At 71.7% G+C, this 17,435-nt stretch carries 15 protein-coding genes; 11 read left to right on the top strand and 4 right to left on the bottom strand.

The window, feature by feature from the left end; translation table 11 throughout:
* The first annotated feature begins 16 nt into the window (after window positions 1-16).
* Both ABZ808_RS11040 and ABZ808_RS11035 read left to right on the top strand, forming a co-directional pair.
* Window positions 17-1,507, top strand: a complete 1,491-nt coding sequence (locus ABZ808_RS11040; RefSeq protein WP_357003709.1) for an extracellular solute-binding protein — start codon at window positions 17-19, stop codon at window positions 1,505-1,507.
* A gap of 128 nt (window positions 1,508-1,635) precedes the next feature.
* Entirely contained in the window at window positions 1,636-3,543 is a 1,908-nt protein-coding gene (locus tag ABZ808_RS11035) for an ABC transporter permease subunit (protein ID WP_357003706.1), read from the top strand.
* A gap of 60 nt (window positions 3,544-3,603) precedes the next feature.
* On the opposite strand, the gene ABZ808_RS11030 is transcribed toward ABZ808_RS11035, so the two are convergent.
* The gene (locus ABZ808_RS11030) at window positions 3,604-4,761 is read right to left on the bottom strand and encodes a low temperature requirement protein A (protein ID WP_357003703.1); all 1,158 of its coding nucleotides are present in this window, start codon (window positions 4,759-4,761) and stop codon (window positions 3,604-3,606) included.
* Between the two features lie 73 nt (window positions 4,762-4,834).
* The gene (locus ABZ808_RS11025) at window positions 4,835-5,632 is read right to left on the bottom strand and encodes an SAM-dependent methyltransferase (RefSeq protein WP_357003700.1); all 798 of its coding nucleotides are present in this window, start codon (window positions 5,630-5,632) and stop codon (window positions 4,835-4,837) included.
* Window positions 5,633-5,774: 142 nt separating this feature from the next.
* Here ABZ808_RS11025 and ABZ808_RS11020 point away from each other — a divergent pair, with 142 nt between their 5' ends.
* Window positions 5,775-6,239 (top strand): hypothetical protein, encoded by a 465-nt coding sequence (locus tag ABZ808_RS11020; protein ID WP_357003697.1) that lies wholly within the window; start codon window positions 5,775-5,777, stop codon window positions 6,237-6,239.
* Window positions 6,240-6,337: 98 nt separating this feature from the next.
* Here ABZ808_RS11020 and ABZ808_RS11015 read toward each other — a convergent pair whose 3' ends face one another.
* A complete protein-coding gene (locus tag ABZ808_RS11015; protein ID WP_357003694.1) occupies window positions 6,338-8,737 on the bottom strand; it encodes a glycosyl hydrolase family 65 protein in 2,400 nt (799 codons plus the stop codon).
* 170 nt (window positions 8,738-8,907) lie between these two features.
* On the opposite strand from ABZ808_RS11015, the gene ABZ808_RS11010 reads away from it, so the two are divergent.
* Window positions 8,908-9,534, top strand: a complete 627-nt coding sequence (locus ABZ808_RS11010; protein WP_357003691.1) for a phosphatase PAP2 family protein — start codon at window positions 8,908-8,910, stop codon at window positions 9,532-9,534.
* 106 nt (window positions 9,535-9,640) lie between these two features.
* Here the strand turns inward: ABZ808_RS11010 and ABZ808_RS11005 are convergent, their stop codons facing one another.
* On the bottom strand, window positions 9,641-10,411 hold the full coding sequence (locus ABZ808_RS11005; protein WP_357004819.1) for an A24 family peptidase: 771 nt from the start codon (window positions 10,409-10,411) through the stop codon (window positions 9,641-9,643).
* A gap of 647 nt (window positions 10,412-11,058) precedes the next feature.
* On the opposite strand from ABZ808_RS11005, the gene ABZ808_RS11000 reads away from it, so the two are divergent.
* The 7 genes from ABZ808_RS11000 to ABZ808_RS10970 all read left to right on the top strand — a co-directional run bounded on the left by ABZ808_RS11000 (window position 11,059) and on the right by ABZ808_RS10970 (window position 17,432).
* On the top strand, window positions 11,059-11,589 hold the full coding sequence (locus ABZ808_RS11000; RefSeq protein WP_357004816.1) for a hypothetical protein: 531 nt from the start codon (window positions 11,059-11,061) through the stop codon (window positions 11,587-11,589).
* Entirely contained in the window at window positions 11,544-12,548 is a 1,005-nt protein-coding gene (locus ABZ808_RS10995; RefSeq protein WP_357003688.1) for a hypothetical protein, read from the top strand. Before ABZ808_RS11000 ends, ABZ808_RS10995 begins: the two co-directional genes overlap by 46 nt.
* 114 nt (window positions 12,549-12,662) lie before the next feature.
* Window positions 12,663-13,319, top strand: a complete 657-nt coding sequence (locus ABZ808_RS10990; protein WP_357003685.1) for an SAF domain-containing protein — start codon at window positions 12,663-12,665, stop codon at window positions 13,317-13,319.
* Window positions 13,320-13,321: 2 nt separating this feature from the next.
* Window positions 13,322-14,122 carry a ParA family protein gene (locus tag ABZ808_RS10985; RefSeq protein WP_357003681.1) on the top strand — a complete coding sequence of 267 codons (801 nt, stop codon included), beginning with the start codon at window positions 13,322-13,324 and terminating at the stop codon, window positions 14,120-14,122.
* Entirely contained in the window at window positions 14,112-15,653 is a 1,542-nt protein-coding gene (locus ABZ808_RS10980; protein WP_357003678.1) for a CpaF/VirB11 family protein, read from the top strand. The genes ABZ808_RS10985 and ABZ808_RS10980 overlap by 11 nt, the downstream gene beginning before the upstream one ends.
* A 4-nt stretch (window positions 15,654-15,657) precedes the next feature.
* Complete coding sequence (locus ABZ808_RS10975; protein WP_357003676.1) at window positions 15,658-16,563, top strand: type II secretion system F family protein; 906 nt, start codon at window positions 15,658-15,660, stop codon at window positions 16,561-16,563.
* Window positions 16,560-17,432 (top strand): type II secretion system F family protein, encoded by an 873-nt coding sequence (locus tag ABZ808_RS10970; protein ID WP_357003673.1) that lies wholly within the window; start codon window positions 16,560-16,562, stop codon window positions 17,430-17,432. The genes ABZ808_RS10975 and ABZ808_RS10970 overlap by 4 nt, the downstream gene beginning before the upstream one ends.
* Window positions 17,433-17,435 lie beyond the last annotated feature (3 nt).

The following is a 17,435-nucleotide window of genomic DNA, read 5'->3' as shown; positions in this document are numbered from 1 at the left end:
GAGCAGGAGCATCGCGGTGTTCGCCAAGAACGCCATCGGCGTGCAGCGGTGCCGGCAGACGAAGGAGGCGAATTCCATGCAGGACAACCCGCTGTGGTCCCGACGCGGCTTTCTGGGGATGGGGGTGGGGGTGCTCGGCGCAGCCGGTCTGGCCGCGTGCGGGGACACCTCCGAATCGCCCACCAGGGTGCAGCCGGAAGTTCCGCAGGAGCTCATCGACGCCGCCGCGGCGATGAAGGGCTCCGCGATGGGGATGCTGTCGCAGAAGTTGTACTCGACAGCGGCGAACGATGCCCTGGACAGCTCGATCAAGAAGTTCGCCGACACCACCGGGACGAAGATCGAGAACAGCCTGGTCCAGGCCGACGCCGGTGACGTGGTGGCCAAGATCGACGCCGAGGTCAAGGGTGGGGTGGCGCGTGACCTGGCATTCATGACCGACTCACGGTTCGTCGCGCAGTTCCATGCGCTGGGCGACCTGGAGGACGTGACGGACATCGTCCAGGCACTGACGGCCAAGTACGGCGAACCCTGCGCCGAGGCCAAGAACTTCTGCGTCTTCGACGGCAAGTGGTTCGCGATCCCGTACCACTTCATCGGGATCGGGTCGTTCCTGCGCAAGGACTGGATGCAGGACAAGGGCATCACACCCAAGGACATCTACAGCTGGGAGGAACTGCGGGATCTGTGCCTGGAGATCTCCGATCCGGGCAAGCGCCGGTTCGGCTGGGGCATGACGGTGAACCGGTCCGGTGACGGCAACGGCATGATCGAGGCACTGATCAACGCCTACGGCGGGTCGATCGCCTCCAACGACGGCCGGAAGGTCACGTTCGACTCGCCCGAGACGGTGCAGGCGGCGACCTTCCTCGGCGACATCTACACCAATCCCAAGTACAAGCCGATGCTGCCGCCGGGCGTGGCCAGCTGGACCGACACCAGCAACAACGAGAACTGGCTCGCCGGGGTCCTCGGCTACACCCGCAACCAGTTCAGTGTCTACGCGGACTCCAGGACCAAGAAGAACCCGGTGCACGCGAACACCCACGTGTTCTCCGACTGCATTGGGCCGGCGACCGACAACCCCCTGCTGCTCGGCCAGTCGCAGGGCTTCGTTGTCTTCAAGGGCGCCAAGAACCCGGCGCTCGCCAAGCTCCTGGCGCAGTACCTGGTCAGCGCGCCCGCGCTGCTCGGGGTGGCGAAGGAGGCACCCGGCCTGGTGATGCCCGCCTGGGAGAAGGTCTGGGATGCCGACCCGTTCTTCACCAGCGGCGACCCGGCGTTCCCCATGCTGCGCAAGATCACCCAACTGTCGCTGCCGCTGAACACGAAGAACGGCCTGGCCTTCCCGCAGAAGGCCAGCGCGGGCCAGCAGGCGGTGGGTTCGGCCTACGTCCTCACCGACATGATGCAGCAGGTCGTTCAGGGCACTGCGCCGGCACAGGCCGTGAAGGCCGCCCACGCGAAGATGGTGCAGATCTTCAACCAGCAGGGGCTGCCGCAGTGAGATCAGTCCGTCCTGCGCGGGTCCCGACGGCGGCGAGGAACTCCCCGCCGTCGGGGCCCGGCTCTCTCACGGCGACCCAGCGACGACTGGGTCGTGACTGGCGACTGGCGGCACTGTTCCTGACGCCCATGGCCGTGCTCGTCGGCGCTCTCGTCCTCGTGCCGATCGGCCGGTCGATACTCACCAGCACCACGGAACGGCACGGGCAGGACACCGTGTTCGTCGGCCTGGGCAACTACCTCTCCCTCGTCGGCGACGAGCAGTTCCACACGGGCGTGGTGAACTCGTTCGTCTTCACCGCGTACGCCGAGATTTTCAAGGTCGTGCTGGGGCTGGCGGCGGCCCTGCTGCTGCACCACCTGCGCCGCGGGCGGGCCGTGCTGGCCGGGCTGCTCCTGGTGCCGTGGGTGGTGCCGACGGTGGTGACGGCGTTCAGCTGGCGCGCGCTGCTCGACCCGATCTTCGGCAGTGTCAACACACTGCTCACCGTCACGGGGATCGGGCCACTGCTGGCCAGCGCGCACCTGGTCGACAGCTGGCCCGCAGGCTGGCTGTCCGACCCGTCGCTGGCCATGCCTTCGGTCATCCTCGTCAACGTCTGGAAGGGCGTGCCGTTCTTCACCGTGTGTTTCCTGGCAGGGTTGAAGGCCATCCCGGCGGACCTCTACGAAGCGGCGACCATCGACGGCGCCTCGCCGTGGCAGCGGTTCGCCCACGTGACGCTGCCCGGACTGCGCCACGTGATCACCGTGACGGTGACCCTGTCGTCGATCTGGACGTTCAACAACTTCGACCTCGTCTGGTTGCTGACGCAGGGCGGCCCGGGCGACGTGACCGCGCCGTACGTGCTCGTCGCGTACTCGAAGGCGATTTTGCAGTTGCAGTACGGCGCCGGCGCGGCGGTCACGCTCGTCATGCTGCCGATCATCGGCGGACTGGTGTTCATCCTGGTCCGGTTGTTGCGCCAGGACACCGGCGTCAAACTGCCCCGGCGACGCCGGGCAGCGCGGTGGCTCGGGACGCAGCGGTGGACCGGGCCGGCGCGGAGGGCGCTGCCGTGGGTCGTCACCGCAGCGGTCACCGGCCTGCTGGTCTGGGCATCGCCGAAGATCTTCTGGAAGGCGGCGGTGGTCCTCGGTGTGATTCTGCTGGTCGCGACGGCGGTCGGCCGGGTGGTTTCGGCCCTCCAGTCCCGGGGCGGCCGCCGAGCGTCGTCCCTGGTGTCGGGCCTCGGCTCCGGTGTGGTGCTGGCCGGGTTGCTCTTCTTCGCGCTGGGCCCGCTGTACTGGATCGCCGTCACGGCCTTCAAGTCCGAGGGTCAGGTCGTCATGCGGACAGACGACCTGTGGCCGACGCCGTGGACCCTGGAGCAGTTCGGTGCCCTGTTCGCCAACCAGCCGTTCGGCCGCTGGTACCTCAACACCATTCTGGTGTCCGCGGCGTCCACCGCGGCGGCACTGGTCTGCGCCGCCCTGGCGGGCTACGCGCTGGCCCGGCTGCGGTTCCGTGGGGCGCAGGGCTTTACCGTCACGGTGCTGCTCACCTACGTGATGCCGGGCGCGCTGCTGTTCATCCCGCTGTACCAGATGCTCATCGGCGCGCGGCTGACTGACTCGTTGTGGTCGCTGGTGGTGACGTACCCGACCTTCACGCTTCCGTTCGCCACCTGGCTGCTGGTGGGGTACTTCTCGTCGATCCCCATCGAGTTGGAGGAGGCCGCGCTGGTCGACGGCTGCACCCGCATCCAGGCGTTCGGCCGGGTCGTGCTGCCCCTCGCCAAGCCAGGGCTGCTGGCGGTCGCGCTCTTCACCCTGACCAATGCCTGGAACGAGTTCCTCTTCGCCTTCGTGTTCATCACGAAGGACGAGTACAAGACGCTCCCCGTGGGGATGCAGTCGATGATCGCCGGAGACGTCGTACCGCAGGGACAACTCGCCGCGGCCTCGCTGCTGGTCAGCATCCCCGTGGTCGTCATGTACGCCCTCGGGCAGCGCTTCCTGACCGAAGGGCTCACCGCGGGCGCGGTGAAGGGCTGAGCTTGGGCGTTGGCAAGCGGTCACAGCGTGGCAGAGCGACGCGGGATCGACCCCCCGCGCTCATTGGGATCGCGACCGGTAGCTGACGATGCCGGCGTGGTCCAGAACGGTCACCACGAGCAGCACCCCGGCGGCGACCGCGCTGACCGCCAGCAGCGGCAGCCGCAGAACGGCCGCCGCGCCGGCCAGCACCAACAGGCCGACCACCCGCGGCCAGGAGAGCCGCCGGTGGATCGCCAGTGAGAACAGGATCCGCCCGGCGAGGAAGAGCATCGGCCCACCGAGGATGACCACGACGACCGTCATGTCGCCGACCTCGGTGGGGCGGGCGATGGTCAGTTCGGACCCGACGGCCGTGACCACGATTCCGGCGACCATCACCAGGTGCAGGTATCCGGTGAGGACGCCGAGCCGGGACGGGCCGGCGTGCTCGATGGCCGGGCCCAGCCGCTGGCCGGCGGGCGTCGCGTAGAGCAGGCCGATCAACACCGCCGTGACGAAGACCAGCAGGAAGGCGGCGGTCTGCGGGAGTTCGAGGCGGGTGCCGCCGTACGTCAGGCCGGCGACCAGGACGAGTTCACCGAGCGCGATGATCATGATCTGCTGGTACCGCTCGGCGAAGTGCTCGCCAGCGAGGTGCAGCTCCTGCCAGGTGGTCCACCCCATCCGCGGAGTGGGCCAGCCGAGTCGCGGCCCGGTGAGGTCGATCGCCAGGGCCAGCAGCCAGAGCGGCACCCGCCACTGCGGGAGGAACGCACCGGCCAGCCACGGCACGGCGGAGACGCTGAACCAGCAGAGAATCCGCAGCGCCCGGGTCTGGCGCGGGTGGCCGCGCAGAGCGACGACGGTGACCGTGCCCCGGATGAGGTGGACCGCGACGTACGCCCCGGCGAAGAGCACACCGCGCCCGTCCAGCGCCTGCGGGATCGCCACCCCCGCCAGCAGGCTGCCCAGCGTGGCGGCGACCAGCACCGCCCGCACGACCGGAGACTCCGGGTCGTACCAGTCGGCGAACCAGGTGGTCGTCACCCAGATCCACCAGACGCCGGCCAGCAACATGGCGGTGCGGAGCACGCCGGCCAGGGTGAGGTCGTGCAGCAGGTGCTGGGCCAACTGGCTGAGGGCGAGGACGAACGCCAGGTCGAAGAAGAGTTCCAGGAACGTGGCGCTGAGCGGCGTGTCACTTCTCCGCAGCAGCCGTTCGGGCCTGCTCACCATCAGCGCTCCTCCCGGTGGCACGCCCTGCGTCCGTTCGTACCATCCGAGGGCCGCCGCTGGCGGCGAAAATGGGTCAGCGGCGGACGCCGACCCCGGCGTAGCCGTGCGAGTTCACAGTCTCCGGATCGCCGTCCGGCCGCCACCGGGTGGTCTCGACCAGGCCGGGCTCCACCAGGTCGTACCCGGCGAAGAAGCGCAACGCCTCGGCGTGGGTGCGGGGCACCAGCGGGGCGCTGCTGTTGCGGTACACGGCCTGCCCGCGCTCGGCCAGCTCGGGCGGGATGCCGTCCAGCGTCAGGTGCGACAGCACCAGTTGGCTGCCGGGCACGGTGGCGTCACGCAGCCGGGCGATGGCACCCCACGGGTCGTCGTCGTTCGGCACGAAATGCAGCACCGCGAGGAGCAGCACGGCCACCGGGCGGTCCAGGTCGAGCGTGCCACGGACGTCCGGGTGGGCGAGCAGGTCGTCCGGCCGCCGCAGGTCGCCCCGCACGACCGCCGTGCCGGGCACGTCAACCAACAACCGCCGGGCGTACGAGACAGCCACCTCGTCGTAGTCGACGTAGACCACCCGGGCGTCGGGTGCCACGGCCCGCACCACCTCGTGCACGGTGCCCTGGGTTGGCAACCCGGCACCGATGTCCAGGAACTGGCGGATGCCCTGCTCGGCGGCGTACCGGACGGCCCGGCGGAGGAAGTGCCGGTTGGTCTGGGCGGCGACCCCGGTCTCCGGGAAGATCTCCAGGACTCGGTCGGCGGCGGCTCGGTCGGCGGCGAAGTTGTGGCTGCCGCCCAGGAAGTAGTCGTACATCCGGGCGACGTTGGGCTGGGCGGTGACGTCGGTGGTGTCGGGTGCCGGCTGGTCGGTCACGAAGGGTCCCTTCGACGCGGTCCGATCTCGATGTCTAGCACCCGAGGCGACGACCCGCTGACCCCTCGTGTCGTTGATCCGGCTGCACCCCTGGTCACTGCCGACCACGGTGGGGGCACCGACGCACCGGGGAGGGACGCCGATGACCAGTCAGCGGGAGACCGTACGGGTCGACCACGACCTGTTCCGCGCCGTGTACGACTCGCCCGCCGCGCTGCCCGGCCGGCACCGGTGGATCACCGGCGAGTCGGACGTCCGGCGGTTGGAGAAGTTGCTCGGCATGCCGGCGCGCAGCATCGGCGCACCGCTCTGGGTCAGCGGCGACGAGCCGGACTGCCCGAAGTGCGGCCGGCGGGTCACCTGGTACGACATCGTCTCGTCGGCGCTCTCCGGCCTGCACGACAAGGCCATGATCGCCACCGTCATCCTCGGCGAGCAGAAGTACGTCAACACCGAGGTCCCCGACGCGATCGCCGGCGTACGGTGCTCCGACTGTCACACCGCCATCGACGGCCTGCGCAGCTTCAAGTGCCACAACTGGGCGTACGCCTTCGAGGCGCTGGAGGCCGTCCGCGAACGAATGGCCGGCGGCCCCACGCCGACCTGAGCGGGGCCGCGACCCGGCGGCCGACCTGGCCTGGCGGCGGCGGCCTGACCGGCCTGACCGGGACGCGCGGCGGCCGCCTGACCGGGAGGCGCGGCGGGTCAGTCGGCCGAGCGGCGGGTGGGGCGGCGGCCCGGTGGGGACGGTGGTTCGGGCCCGGGATCGGGCACCGGCGGCATCGGCCGGGTGACCGGCGTGGCACCGGTGACCCGCAGTTGCTCGCCGTGGTGCCACAGCTCGACGGTGGCGTCCGGGGCGGCGTCGGGCAGCTCGTAGCGAGCTTCGGTGTGTGTCAGCGTGACCCGTACCCGGTCGCCGCGCCAGCGCAGGCTGAACGCCAGCCGGTCGATCCGCCGGGGCAGCCGGGGGTCGAAGGAGAGCACACCGCGGTCGTCGCGCAGCCCGCCGAAGCCCTGCACCAGCGCCAGCCACGCCCCGGCCAGCGAGGCCAGGTGCAGCCCGTCGGCGGTCTTGTCGCCCAGATCCTCCAGGTCCTGGAGCACCGACTCGGCGAACAGGTCGTACGCCAGATCGAGGTGCCCGACCTCGGCGGCCAGCACCGCCTGCGGGGCGGCCGACAGGGACGAGTCGCGGACCGTGCGGGCCTCGTAGTAGGCCAGGTTGCGGGCCTTCTCCTCGGCGGTGAACTCGCCCGGGAAGAGCTGCATGGCCAGCACCAGGTCGGCCTGCTTGACCACCTGCTTGCGGTACAGCTCCAGGTAGGGGTAGTGCAGCAGCAGCGGGTAGTCGTCCTCGTCGGTGTTCGCGAAGTCCCACTCCGGCTGCTCGGTGAACCCGGCGGCCTGCTGGTGCACTCCCCGCTCACGGTCGTACGGGATGAAGACAGCGTCGGCGGCGGCCCGCCAGCCGGCGATCTCGGCCGGGTCCACGCCGAGCCGGTCGGCCAGGTCGGGGTGGCGTTCGGCGGCGTCCGCCGCGCCCCGCAGGTTGCGCCGCGCCATCAGGTTCGTGAAGACGTTGTCGTCGACCAGCGCGGAATACTCGTCCGGGCCGGTCACCCCGTGCAGGTGGAACGCGCCGGTTGCGGACCAGTGGCCGAAGCCGTGCCAGAGCCGGGCCGTCTCCACCAGCAGTTCCAGCCCCGCCTCGGCGAGGAAGCGCTGGTCGTCGGTGGCCGCCAGGTAGCGCAGCACCGCGTCGGCGATGTCCCCGTTGACGTGCAGCGCGGCGGTGCCGGCGGGCCAGTAGCCGGAGCACTCCCGACCGCCGATGGTCCGCCACGGGAACGTCGCGCCGGTCAGCCGCAGCTCGGCGGCCCGCTCCCGGGCCTCCGGCAGGTGGTTGTGCCTCCAGGCCAGCGCCGAGCGGGCCACCGCCGGCGCCAGGTAGGTGAGCACCGGCAGCACGTACGTCTCGGTGTCCCACAGCACGTGCCCGTCGTAGCCGTTGCCGGTCAACCCCTTGGCCGAGATGGTCCGGTCACCGTCCGGGCGGCCCGCCTGGATCAGGTGGAACATCGCGAACCGGAGCGCCTGCTGGAGTTCCGGGTCACCGTCGAGCAGCACGTCGGCGACCTGCCAGGCGGCGTCCAGGCTGGCCCGCTGGTCGGCGAGCAGGGCGTCGAAGCCGTCCGTACGGGCCGCGTCCGCCTCGGCGGCGACCAGGTCGGCCAACTCGTCGGCCGGTGCGCCGTCGACCGGCCCGCACTCGTACGCGGCGAACTTCGTCAGCCGCAACCGCTCGCCCGGGTGCAGCCGGCCGGCCACGGTGAGGCGTACCCGGTCGGGGGTGTCGTCACAGGTGGCGGTCACCGTGGCCGGCGCGTTTAGCAGGTGGCTGACCGCCACCGCGACACGCTGACCGCTGCGCTCGGTGCGGTGCACCAGCACCCCGTCGAGACCTGTCGCGCGATGCGTCTCGGCGGTCAGCGGGTCGGTCAGCACCGAGGCCGCGCGAGGGTCGTCCGAGCGCTCCGGCACCCGCTCGTTGGCCAGCAGGTCCGAGCACACCCGCAGGTCGACGGGGGCGTCCAGCGGCTCGACCTCGTAGCGGACGGCGGCGACCGGGCGGCGGGGCAGCGACACCAGCCGGGTGCTGCGGATCAGCACCCTCCGCCCGGCCGGCGAGATCCACTCGGTCTCCCGGCGCAGCACGCCCGCGCGCAGGTCGAGCACCCACTCGTGGCTGTGCAGTGTCCCGGTGCGGATGTCCAACGGCTCGTCGTCGACCCAGAGCCGGATCAGCGCGGCGTTCGGCGCGCTGACGACGGTGTCGCTGGCCTGCGGAAACGCGTACCCCTCCTCGGGGTAGCTCAGCTCGCGCCGCTCGTGGAGGCCGTTGACGTAACTGCCCGGCATCTCGCAGGGCGCACCCTCGTCGAGGGTGCCTCGCCAGCCGATCCACCCGTTGCCCAGCGCGAAGATCGACTCGGTTTCGCCGAGCCGGTCCAGGTCGGCCTGGGTACGCCGGATCCGCCAGGTTCCGTCGTCCACCGTCCCGTCAACGGGCGGCGGCTGGTCGGTCGCCGAACTGGTGTGCACGGAGCCTCCTGTCGATGCCGACGTCGATGCCCAGCCAAGCAGAGACGCCTGTGCGGTTGCTGGACGAAAGCCGTGTGGCTGGTCTGACCTTCGATCCCTGCGGCGCCTGCTGCCGCGTTCCTAGGGTTTCTCCAACATGAACGAGGTATGAACATCAGGTGAGGTGATTCATGGCCGACACCGGCAGCATGGACGTTCCAGAGATCAGCATCGAGTGGTACCACGACGTGGTCGACGTCGCCGCCCGCAGCCCGCAACCGCTGCAATGGTTCGTCGGGCACGCCACCGAGGGGGTGGTCCTCCTGCTCGGCGCGCTGCTGCTGGTGGCCGCGCTGAGCCGCCTGGCCGGCGGCCCGCACGACCGGGCGCTCGCCCTGGTCGCGCCGCTGCCGACCTTCCTGGCGTACGCCTGTAGCGAGGGGCTCAAGACCGTGGTGGACGAGGACCGCCCGTGCCGGACGATCGGCCGGGCGATCATCGCGGGCGCCTGCCCACCGCAGGGCGACTGGTCGTTCCCCAGCAACCACGCCACCGTGGCGGGAGCGCTGGCGGTCACCACACTGCTGCTCTCTCGACGGCTCGGCCTGCTCGCGCTGCCGCTGGCCGCGCTGGCCGCCTTCTCCCGGGTCTTCGTGGGCGTGCACTACCCGCACGACGTGGTCGCGGGTGTACTGCTCGGCGCCCTGGTCGCCGCCGTGGTGACCCCACTACTGGCCCGCCCGACCGCCGAGGTGCTCCGCCGTCGGGCCGACGCCCGTCGCCCGGTCCCCGACCTGGCCGGCCGGCCCCGCCGCTGACACCCGCACGCTGGTGAGATCGTGCTCGATCCTGGTTGTCGTGGCCTCGGGGCGCGAGCGACACCACTGGATCCTGGATCGAGCGCGATCATGAGGCGGTGGACGGTCAGGTGGCCAGCAGGAGGGCGCCCGCCGTGCCGAGCAACAGGAACGGGCCGAACGGCAGGTGGGTGGACCACCGGACCCGTCGGGCGACCAACAAACCCACGCTGACCAGTGCGGACAGCCCGAACGCGAGCAGCAGCCCGAGCACCAGGACAGGCCAGCCGTACCAGCCGAGCAGCGCACCCACACTGAGCGCCAGTTTGGCGTCGCCGAGCCCGAAGCCACGCCGGCCGAGCACCAGTGTGCTGCCGGCGAAGAGCAGCGCCAGCCCCGCGCCGGCGCTGACGGCCCTCAGCCAGGGCCCCGGATCGGCATTGACGAGCGCAGCCGCGCCGAGCAGCAGCCACGTCCCGGCCGCCGCCGGCAGCGTGAGTCGGTCGGGTAACCGGTGCGCGGCCAGGTCGACGAACACCGCCGGGATCGTCCACCCGAGCCACCAGGCCAGCGCCGGCAACGCCCCGCCGCCCGGACCGACCAGCACCAGCAGCGCCACCGCGGCGAGCGCGACCACCTCCACCGTGCCGGGCGGGGGGCCGACCCGGGCCGGGCAGCGACCGCAGCGGCCAGCCGGGCCGAGCGCCGGCCAGGGCCGGGCCAGCCCGACCGGCGCGCCGCAGGCGTCGCAGCCGGTCCGATCGGCGATGCCCGGCGGTACGGCGTAGCGCAGGGCGGCCAACCGCAGCAGCGGGCTGACCGTCAGGGCGGCCAGGACGGCCGAGAACCAGTCGGTCGGGCTCCGGTCGGGTGGGTCCTGCTGACCTGGTGCGGCCATCGGGGGGCCGGTCAGCGCCATGTCGATCCCACCGACGGGTCGACATCCCCCACGAAGGCGAACACGGATCGTGACTGAACGATCGCTCTGGTGTCGCGGATGGCGCGGAAAACGACCTTGACGCCCGGCCGACCGACAGAGCCGCCGGCCGGGTCGACACCGGCCAGCAAGCCGGGCGGCACAACTCGTCGATCGACCGCCGACCCCGCCCGGATGCCGGGATGAGGGCGCGATGTCCCACTCCCGAGGCCGCCGGAGGGGTGCTCGCGGTCCGATCCGGCCCGGCGAGATCCGACCATTGCCGGCCCTCCGGTCGGCCACCGCTCACAACGCAACGCGGCCACTCGTCACCACCACCCATCATTACGCAGAGTGTTCAGTTGAATTGCCTCTGTTGCATCGGCGAACGTGAGCTTATGCTCGCCCCTTGGGTGTGACGCAAGCCTCACCTCGACGACAAACATCACGGGGCCCTGCATTTGTAAAAGATCCATAACGGTGAATGCAGAAGCGCGCTGAACGGTTCCGGATGGGCTGATCCGGGTTGCGCTTCCGCAGCCCGGCAGCGGTGACCCCGAGCCGCACCGGGCGATCACGAGGAGGGCTCGACGGTGCGCGGACGGCAGCTCAGCAGAGCGGCAATCTGCCTGCTGGTGGTCGCGGCAGCGGTGCCGGTCGCCGCCTGCGGCAGCGGACGGGAAACCGTCGAACGACCCACGGCGGCACGAGGCGAGGACCGACGAGCGGTTTCGGACGCCGATCGGCGGACGGCCGAAAGGGCGGCGCTCGACGCGTACGCCGGTTATCTCGCGGCCTCGCGCACGGCGAGTCGGCGCAGCGATCCGCAGGCGCCGGAACTGTCCCGATTTCTCGCTGATCCGCTGCTGACCCGGGTCCAATTGTCCATTCTCGAGGCCAAGGAGCATGGCGCGATGCGTACCGGGACGTTGAAGTCCGACCCGACCGTGACCGCCGTCAGCCTGGACGCGAAGCCGGCCACCGTGGACATCCAGGACTGCCTGGACACGACCGGCTACCGCCTGGTCTACGCCAAGGACCAACGGGTCGTCCCCGGTAGCGGTGGCGGTAGACACCTCGCCACCGCCACCGCCACCCGTTATCCCGACGGTCGATGGCTGATCAACTCCGGCGCGGCGCACCAGGACCAGCCGTGCTGACCTGGGGAGGAAGGGGCACCCCGGCCCGTACCGCCGGGTTCGGGGTGCCCCACCGGGCGCTCGCCGGGATCGGCCTGGCGCTGCTGCTGGTGGTCGGCGCGACCTTGCCGGCCGCCGCCGCCCGGCGCGCCGGGCCCGGCGTGGAGTGCCCGCCCGGCCAGCCGGACTGCAACGTCTGGGACGACGAACCCGGCACGCCGGGCGGCCCCGGTGGTGGCGGGGACAACGGCGGCGGAGACTCCGGCGGCGGCGGGGGCGGCGGCGTCTGCCAGTGGGGCGGTCGAACCATCCCCTGCTACCACGAGGTGCTCGGCTGGTTCGACAACGGCAGCGGTTGCTACTACAAGCTCGCCCAGCCGCAGGACGAGGCACCCGAGGGTCAGCAGTGGTACGTGCAGACCTGCAACGGCGGCGACCTCGGGGCCCAGGACGTGGTGCTGCGCAGCGCACCGCCGCCCGGCTTCGGCGCGCCGCCGGACCCGGAGGAACTGGCCCGACGGGCGCTCGCGTCGATCAAGCTGCTGCCCGCGCGACTCAAGGTGGCACCCCGCAAGGACATCGGCCCCGGCCTGGTCGGCCTGCCGGTGTGGATGTGGGCCACGCCGAGCGCCAGCTACTTCGGGCCGCTGCGGGCTTCCGCGTCCGACCGTGGGCTGACCGTCACCATCGAGGCGAAGGTTGACCGGATCGTCTGGGACATGGGCAACCGCGACAAGGTCACCTGCACCGTCCCCGGCACCCCGTACGACGCGAAGGGCAAGCGCGCCGGCCAACCCTCCCCGGACTGCGGCTACCGCGCGGGCTACCCGAAGGCCGGTACGTATCGGGTGGGCGCCACCACTTTCTGGACGGTGCGCTGGTGGACGGGCGGCGGCGTCGAGGGTGACCCGATCTCCCAGACCCGGACGAGCGGCACGGTGCCGGTCCAGATCAACGAACTTCAGGTGGTGACCAGGTGAGCGCGAGGAGTGAGCCGGTTTTGCGAGCCCCGCAGTCGCGAACGGAGACAGCCAGGTGAGCGCGAAAAGGCAGCCGGTCGTGCGAGCCCCGCAGTCACGAACGGAGAGTGTGCGGTGAGTCTGGCGACGCGCAATGGGACCGGCCAGGTGGATGCGCCGGTCAGCCCGCCCAAGGTGGTGCGGCAGCGCCGGGTTCGACCGGGGTTGCTGGGCCTTGCCGTACTCCTGATCGCCCTGGGTGGGTTGGGCGCCGCGTTCGCGGTCACCTCGGTCCGGGCGACGGGCAGCTACCTCGCGGTGGCGCGGCCGGTCGAGGTGGGGCGGGAGATCAGCGCGGCCGACCTGATCACCGTGCAGGTCGCCGGTGGGCAGGGGCTGAACCCGGTGTCCGCCGGCCGGCTGGACGAGGTGGTCGGCAAGCGCGCCGCCGTGGCGCTGGTCCCCGGCACGCTGCTCACCCTGGGGCAGGTCACCGACGCCCCGCTGCTCGGCCCGGGTCAGCAGCAGATCGCGCTCGGCCTGAAGACCGCGCAGGTGCCAGCGCGCGAGTTGCACCCCGGCGACAAGGTCCTGCTGGTCAGCACCCCGGACGACAACGCCGCCGGGGCGACCGCCGTGGGCACCCGGTTCGCGGCCACCGTGATCGACATGGTCAGCCCGACGGACAACGAGAGGGTCCTGTATCTGGCGCTTCCCGTCCGGGACGTACCCGCTGTGGTGGCGCTGACAGCCCAGGAGCGGATCGCCGTCGTGCTGACCGAGGCGGCCTGAGCATGGCGATCATCGCGCTGGTGTCCGCGAAGGGCTCGCCCGGCGTGACCACCTCGGCGTTGGCCTGCGCGCTGGCCTGGCACCGCCGGCTGGTCCTCGCCGAGTGCGATCCGGCTGGCGGATCGATCCTCGCCGGCTACCTCGGCGGCCAGTTGGACGGGCCGCGCGGAATCGGCGAGTTGGCCGTCGGTGAGCTGCGGGACGGCAACCTGGAGACGGCGTTCTGGTCGCAACTGGTCGACCTGGACGCGCCCCGCCGGGAACGGCTGCTGCTGCCCGGCCTGGTCGACCCGGCGCAGGCCGGCAGCGTCACCCCGCTCTGGCAGCGCTTCGCGGACTACTTCAACGCCCTGGACCGCGGCACCCCCGGCTACGACGTGCTTGTCGACTGTGGTCGGCTGCACGTCACCGGCCCACCGTGGCCGCTGTTGCGGGCCGCCTCGGCGGTGCTGCTGGTGACCCGTGCCCACCTGCCGGACCTGTCCGGTACGCGGGCCGTGGTCACCGCCCTGGAACGGGACTTCGCCGAGCACCGGGTTCCGCCGGGCACCCTGCGGCTGCTGCTGGTCGGCGACGGGCACGGGCGTACCGAGATCAGCCGCGCGTTGAAACTGCCGGTCATCGCACGGCTGCCGCACGATCCGCGTACCGCGCAGGTGCTGGCCCTGGGTGGCACGGTGCGGTCCGGACGGCCGCTGCTGCGTGCGGCGGCCGGGTTGGAGGTGCCGGTCGGCGCGTTGCTGGAGCGGCGGCGGGCTCGACTGGCCTGGCCGGTGCAGCAGGGGGTGCCGGATGCGGTTTGAGCCGGTCTCCACCGACCCCCGCGAGCAGCCGCCGGGCGTGACGTCCACCGCGCCGCCGCTGCCCGCGCCGAACGGCCGGCACCACCAGGCACTGCCGGCGGCGATGCCAGCGCCCGCGGTCAACCCGCCACCGGAGCCGTCACCCCGAGCCCGGGTGGATTTCCAGGTGGTCCGGGAGCTGCGCCGGGAACTGACCGAACGCCTCACGCTGTGGCAGCGCGGCCGGGAGTTCACCGTCGACGAGGAGGACACCGAGCGGGCGCGGTTGGCCGTCGCGGTGGTGGCCGAGTACGCCGACGCGGTCCGCCGGGCCGGCACACCGATGGCCGCCGGTGACGAGCGTCTGCTGCTCGACCAGGTGACCGCCGAACTGGTCGGGCTCGGCCGGCTACAGACCCTGCTGGTCGACGACACCATCGAAGAGGTGCACATCCTCGGCTGCGACCAGGTACGCATCACCCGGCACGGCGGTGGGGTGGACTGGGCCGAACCGATCGCCGACAGCGACGCCGAGTTGGTGGAGATCCTCCAGGCGGCGGCCCGCCGAGCGGGCGCGACCGAGCGGTCACTGTCGACCGTGAAGCCCACCCTCGACCTGCAACTGCCCGACGGCAGCCGGCTGGCCGCGGTGTTCCTGGTCAGCCACCGCCCGTACGCGGTGATCCGCAAGCACAACACGCTGGACGTGAGCCTGGACGACGTGGCCGGCGCCCGGGGCGACCTGGACGAGATGATCGACCCGCTGCTGCGGGACTTCCTCCGTGCGGCGATGCGCGCCGGGTTGAACATCATGGTCGCCGGGCTGGCCGGTGCCGGAAAGACCACGATCATCCGGGCGCTGATGAACGAGATCCCGCCCGACGAGCCGTACGTGCTGCTGGAGGAGAGCCGAGAGTTGTTGCCGGCCCGCCGCCGGGAGCGGCACCGGGCGGTGATGAGCTTCGAGGCACGGGAGGGGCACGGCGAGCGCGGCTTCGACGGCCGGCCGGCGGGCGAGGTGACGATCGCCGACCTGATCCCGCTCTCGCTGCGGATGGGCGTACTCCGGATCATCGTGGGCGAGGTGCGGTCCCGGGAGATCGTGCCGATGCTCCAGGCGATGACCACCAGCCGTGGCTCGATGTGCACCATCCACGCCCGTACGGCGTCCGGGGTGGGTGAACGGATCGTCGAGCTGGCGCTGGCGCACGGCCGCGAGATGACCGTCGACCAGGCCCGGCGGATGGCCGGTAACGCCCTCGACCTGATCGTCTACGTCACCGTCGAGGACGAGACCGCGATCGGCGGACGTAAGCACCGGTTCGTCTCGCATGTGGAGGAGGTGATCGGGGCCGGTGAGGCCGGGCGGATCACCACCACCAGCGTCTTCGGGCCCGGCCCGGACGGTCGCGCGGTCCCCCGGCATCTACCCGAGCGGGTCCGCGACCAGTTGCTGCGGGTGGGCTACGACGTCCGGCTGCTGACCCGGTGGATCGAGGCCGGCACCGGGGCGTGGCGTCGCCCCCGGCAGACCCGACTGGCTCGGCGGTGACCTGATGGGCAACAGCCTGGAGTTGATCGCGGTGGTCTCCGGGGCCGCCTGTGTGGCCGGACTGCTGCTGGCCGTGGTCGCGCTGGTGGGCACCCGCCGGCCCGCCGCCAGCCCTGGCCCTGGATCGGGGCCGGGTCTGAGCCGGCTGTGGCGCGGTTCCAGCACCAACCCCGCCGAGCAGCGTGCCCATCAGGCGCTGCTGCTCGCCGCGGTGGTCGCCGGCGCGCTGGCCTTCCTGCTGACCGGGCTGCCGGTGGTGGGTCTGCTGGTGGCGGTGGCGGTGCCGGGCACGCCGTGGCTGTTCGCGGTGGGAAAGGCCGAGCAGCGGGCGATCGCCCGGATCGAGGCGGTCGGCGAGTGGACGCGCCGCCTCAAGGACGTCTCCGGCATCGGGCAGGGCCTCCAACAGTCGATCATCGGCACGATCGGCAGCGTGCCACCCGGCATCGAGGACGAGGTACGGCTGCTCGCCGCCCGGTTGCAGGCCGGCTGGACGGCGCGTACCGCGTTGCTGGCGTTCGCCGACGAGATCGGCGATCCGGTCTGCGACCAGGTGGTGGCGGCGCTGATCCTGCACCTCAGCGACCGGGGTGAGCGGCTCGGTGACGTGCTCGGCTCGATCGCCGGCGCGGCGGCGGCGGAGGTCGCCACCCGCCGGGAGATCGAGGCCAAGCGCACCCAGCCCCGGTTCGCGGTCCGCTTCCTGACCGGCATGACCGTGGCAACGCTGGCGTACGGGTTGGTCAACACCGAGTACATCGAGCCGTACGGCACGCCGACGGGTCAGCTGGTGATGGCCAGCCTCGGCGCTGCCTTCATCGGCCTGCTGGCCTGGGTGCGTTCGATGAGCCAGCCGCAGCGCCCGGCCCGGTTCCTGCCGGCACCCGACCCGCAGGAGGTGGTCGCATGATCATGAACCTGCACCTCGCCGTCGCGGTGTGTGGCGGGGCCGCGGTCGGGTTGGGGCTGTTCCTGGTGATCCGGGAGCTGGTGCCGGCGACCCCGGCGCTCGGGCCGGCGCTGCGCCGGTTGCACCAGCCGCCCAGCCTGGACCGGGTCGCCGCGCCCGCGTCCCGACGACTGGACTGGTTGACCGGTCTGTCGCGCTGGCTGCGGCCGCCGCACCGGCAGCTCGCCCTGATCAATCAGACCCCCGAGCAGTACGCACTGTCGGTGCTGCTCTCCGCGCTGGTCGGGCTGGCCACGCCGACCCTGCTCAGCGTCGCCCTGTACGTACTCGGCATCTCGTTTCCCCTGGTCATGCCGGTGCTCGGCAGCCTCGGCCTGGCGCTGGTCGCCGGGTTGCTGGCGCACCGGTCGGTGCTGGCCAAGGCGAACGCCGCCCGGGACGAGTTCCGTCAGGCCGTCTGCACGTACCTGGACCTGGTGGCCCTGCAACTGTCGGCGGCGCACGGGCCGGTGCAGTCGCTGGAGCGGGCCGCCGCGGTCTGCGACGGCTGGGTGTTCGACCGGCTCCAGGAGTCGCTGCGGATCGCCCAGATGCAGATGCACGCGCCCTGGGACGAGCTGCGCGACCTCGCCGACAAGATCGGCATCCCGGAGCTGGGGGACGTCGGCGCGATCATGCGTTCCTCCGGCAGCGAGGGCGCGCAGGTGCACGAAACCCTGCGCAGCCGGGCCGACTCGCTGCGCGACCAGATCCGCACCGACAACCTCGCCCGCGCCGAGGGTGTGACCAGCAAGCTCGACATTCCGGGCGCACTGCTCGTCTTCGTGCTGCTCGGCTTCGTCGTCTATCCGTTCATCGCCCGTGTCTGACCC

Source organism: Micromonospora sp. NPDC047527, from assembly GCF_040643015.1.
Taxonomy (GTDB): Bacteria; Actinomycetota; Actinomycetes; order Mycobacteriales; family Micromonosporaceae; genus Micromonospora.
Note: the sequence above shows the minus strand (reverse complement) of the source record. Positions and strands in the feature narration are given on the sequence as shown.

Excerpts from the sequence above, each read along its gene's own strand:
- ABZ808_RS11035 (WP_357003706.1), top strand. The coding sequence starts at position 1,636 with ATGGCCGTGCTCGTCGGCGCTCTCGTCCTCGTGCCGATCGGCCGGTCG.
- ABZ808_RS11030 (WP_357003703.1), bottom strand. The coding sequence starts at position 4,761 with ATGGTGAGCAGGCCCGAACGGCTGCTGCGGAGAAGTGACACGCCGCTC.
- ABZ808_RS11020 (WP_357003697.1), top strand. The coding sequence starts at position 5,775 with ATGACCAGTCAGCGGGAGACCGTACGGGTCGACCACGACCTGTTCCGC.
- ABZ808_RS11010 (WP_357003691.1), top strand. The coding sequence starts at position 8,908 with ATGGCCGACACCGGCAGCATGGACGTTCCAGAGATCAGCATCGAGTGG.
- ABZ808_RS11005 (WP_357004819.1), bottom strand. The coding sequence starts at position 10,411 with ATGGCCGCACCAGGTCAGCAGGACCCACCCGACCGGAGCCCGACCGAC.
- ABZ808_RS10995 (WP_357003688.1), top strand. The coding sequence starts at position 11,544 with ATGGCTGATCAACTCCGGCGCGGCGCACCAGGACCAGCCGTGCTGACC.
- ABZ808_RS10985 (WP_357003681.1), top strand. The coding sequence starts at position 13,322 with ATGGCGATCATCGCGCTGGTGTCCGCGAAGGGCTCGCCCGGCGTGACC.
- ABZ808_RS10980 (WP_357003678.1), top strand. The coding sequence starts at position 14,112 with ATGCGGTTTGAGCCGGTCTCCACCGACCCCCGCGAGCAGCCGCCGGGC.
- ABZ808_RS10975 (WP_357003676.1), top strand. The coding sequence starts at position 15,658 with ATGGGCAACAGCCTGGAGTTGATCGCGGTGGTCTCCGGGGCCGCCTGT.
- ABZ808_RS10970 (WP_357003673.1), top strand. The coding sequence starts at position 16,560 with ATGATCATGAACCTGCACCTCGCCGTCGCGGTGTGTGGCGGGGCCGCG.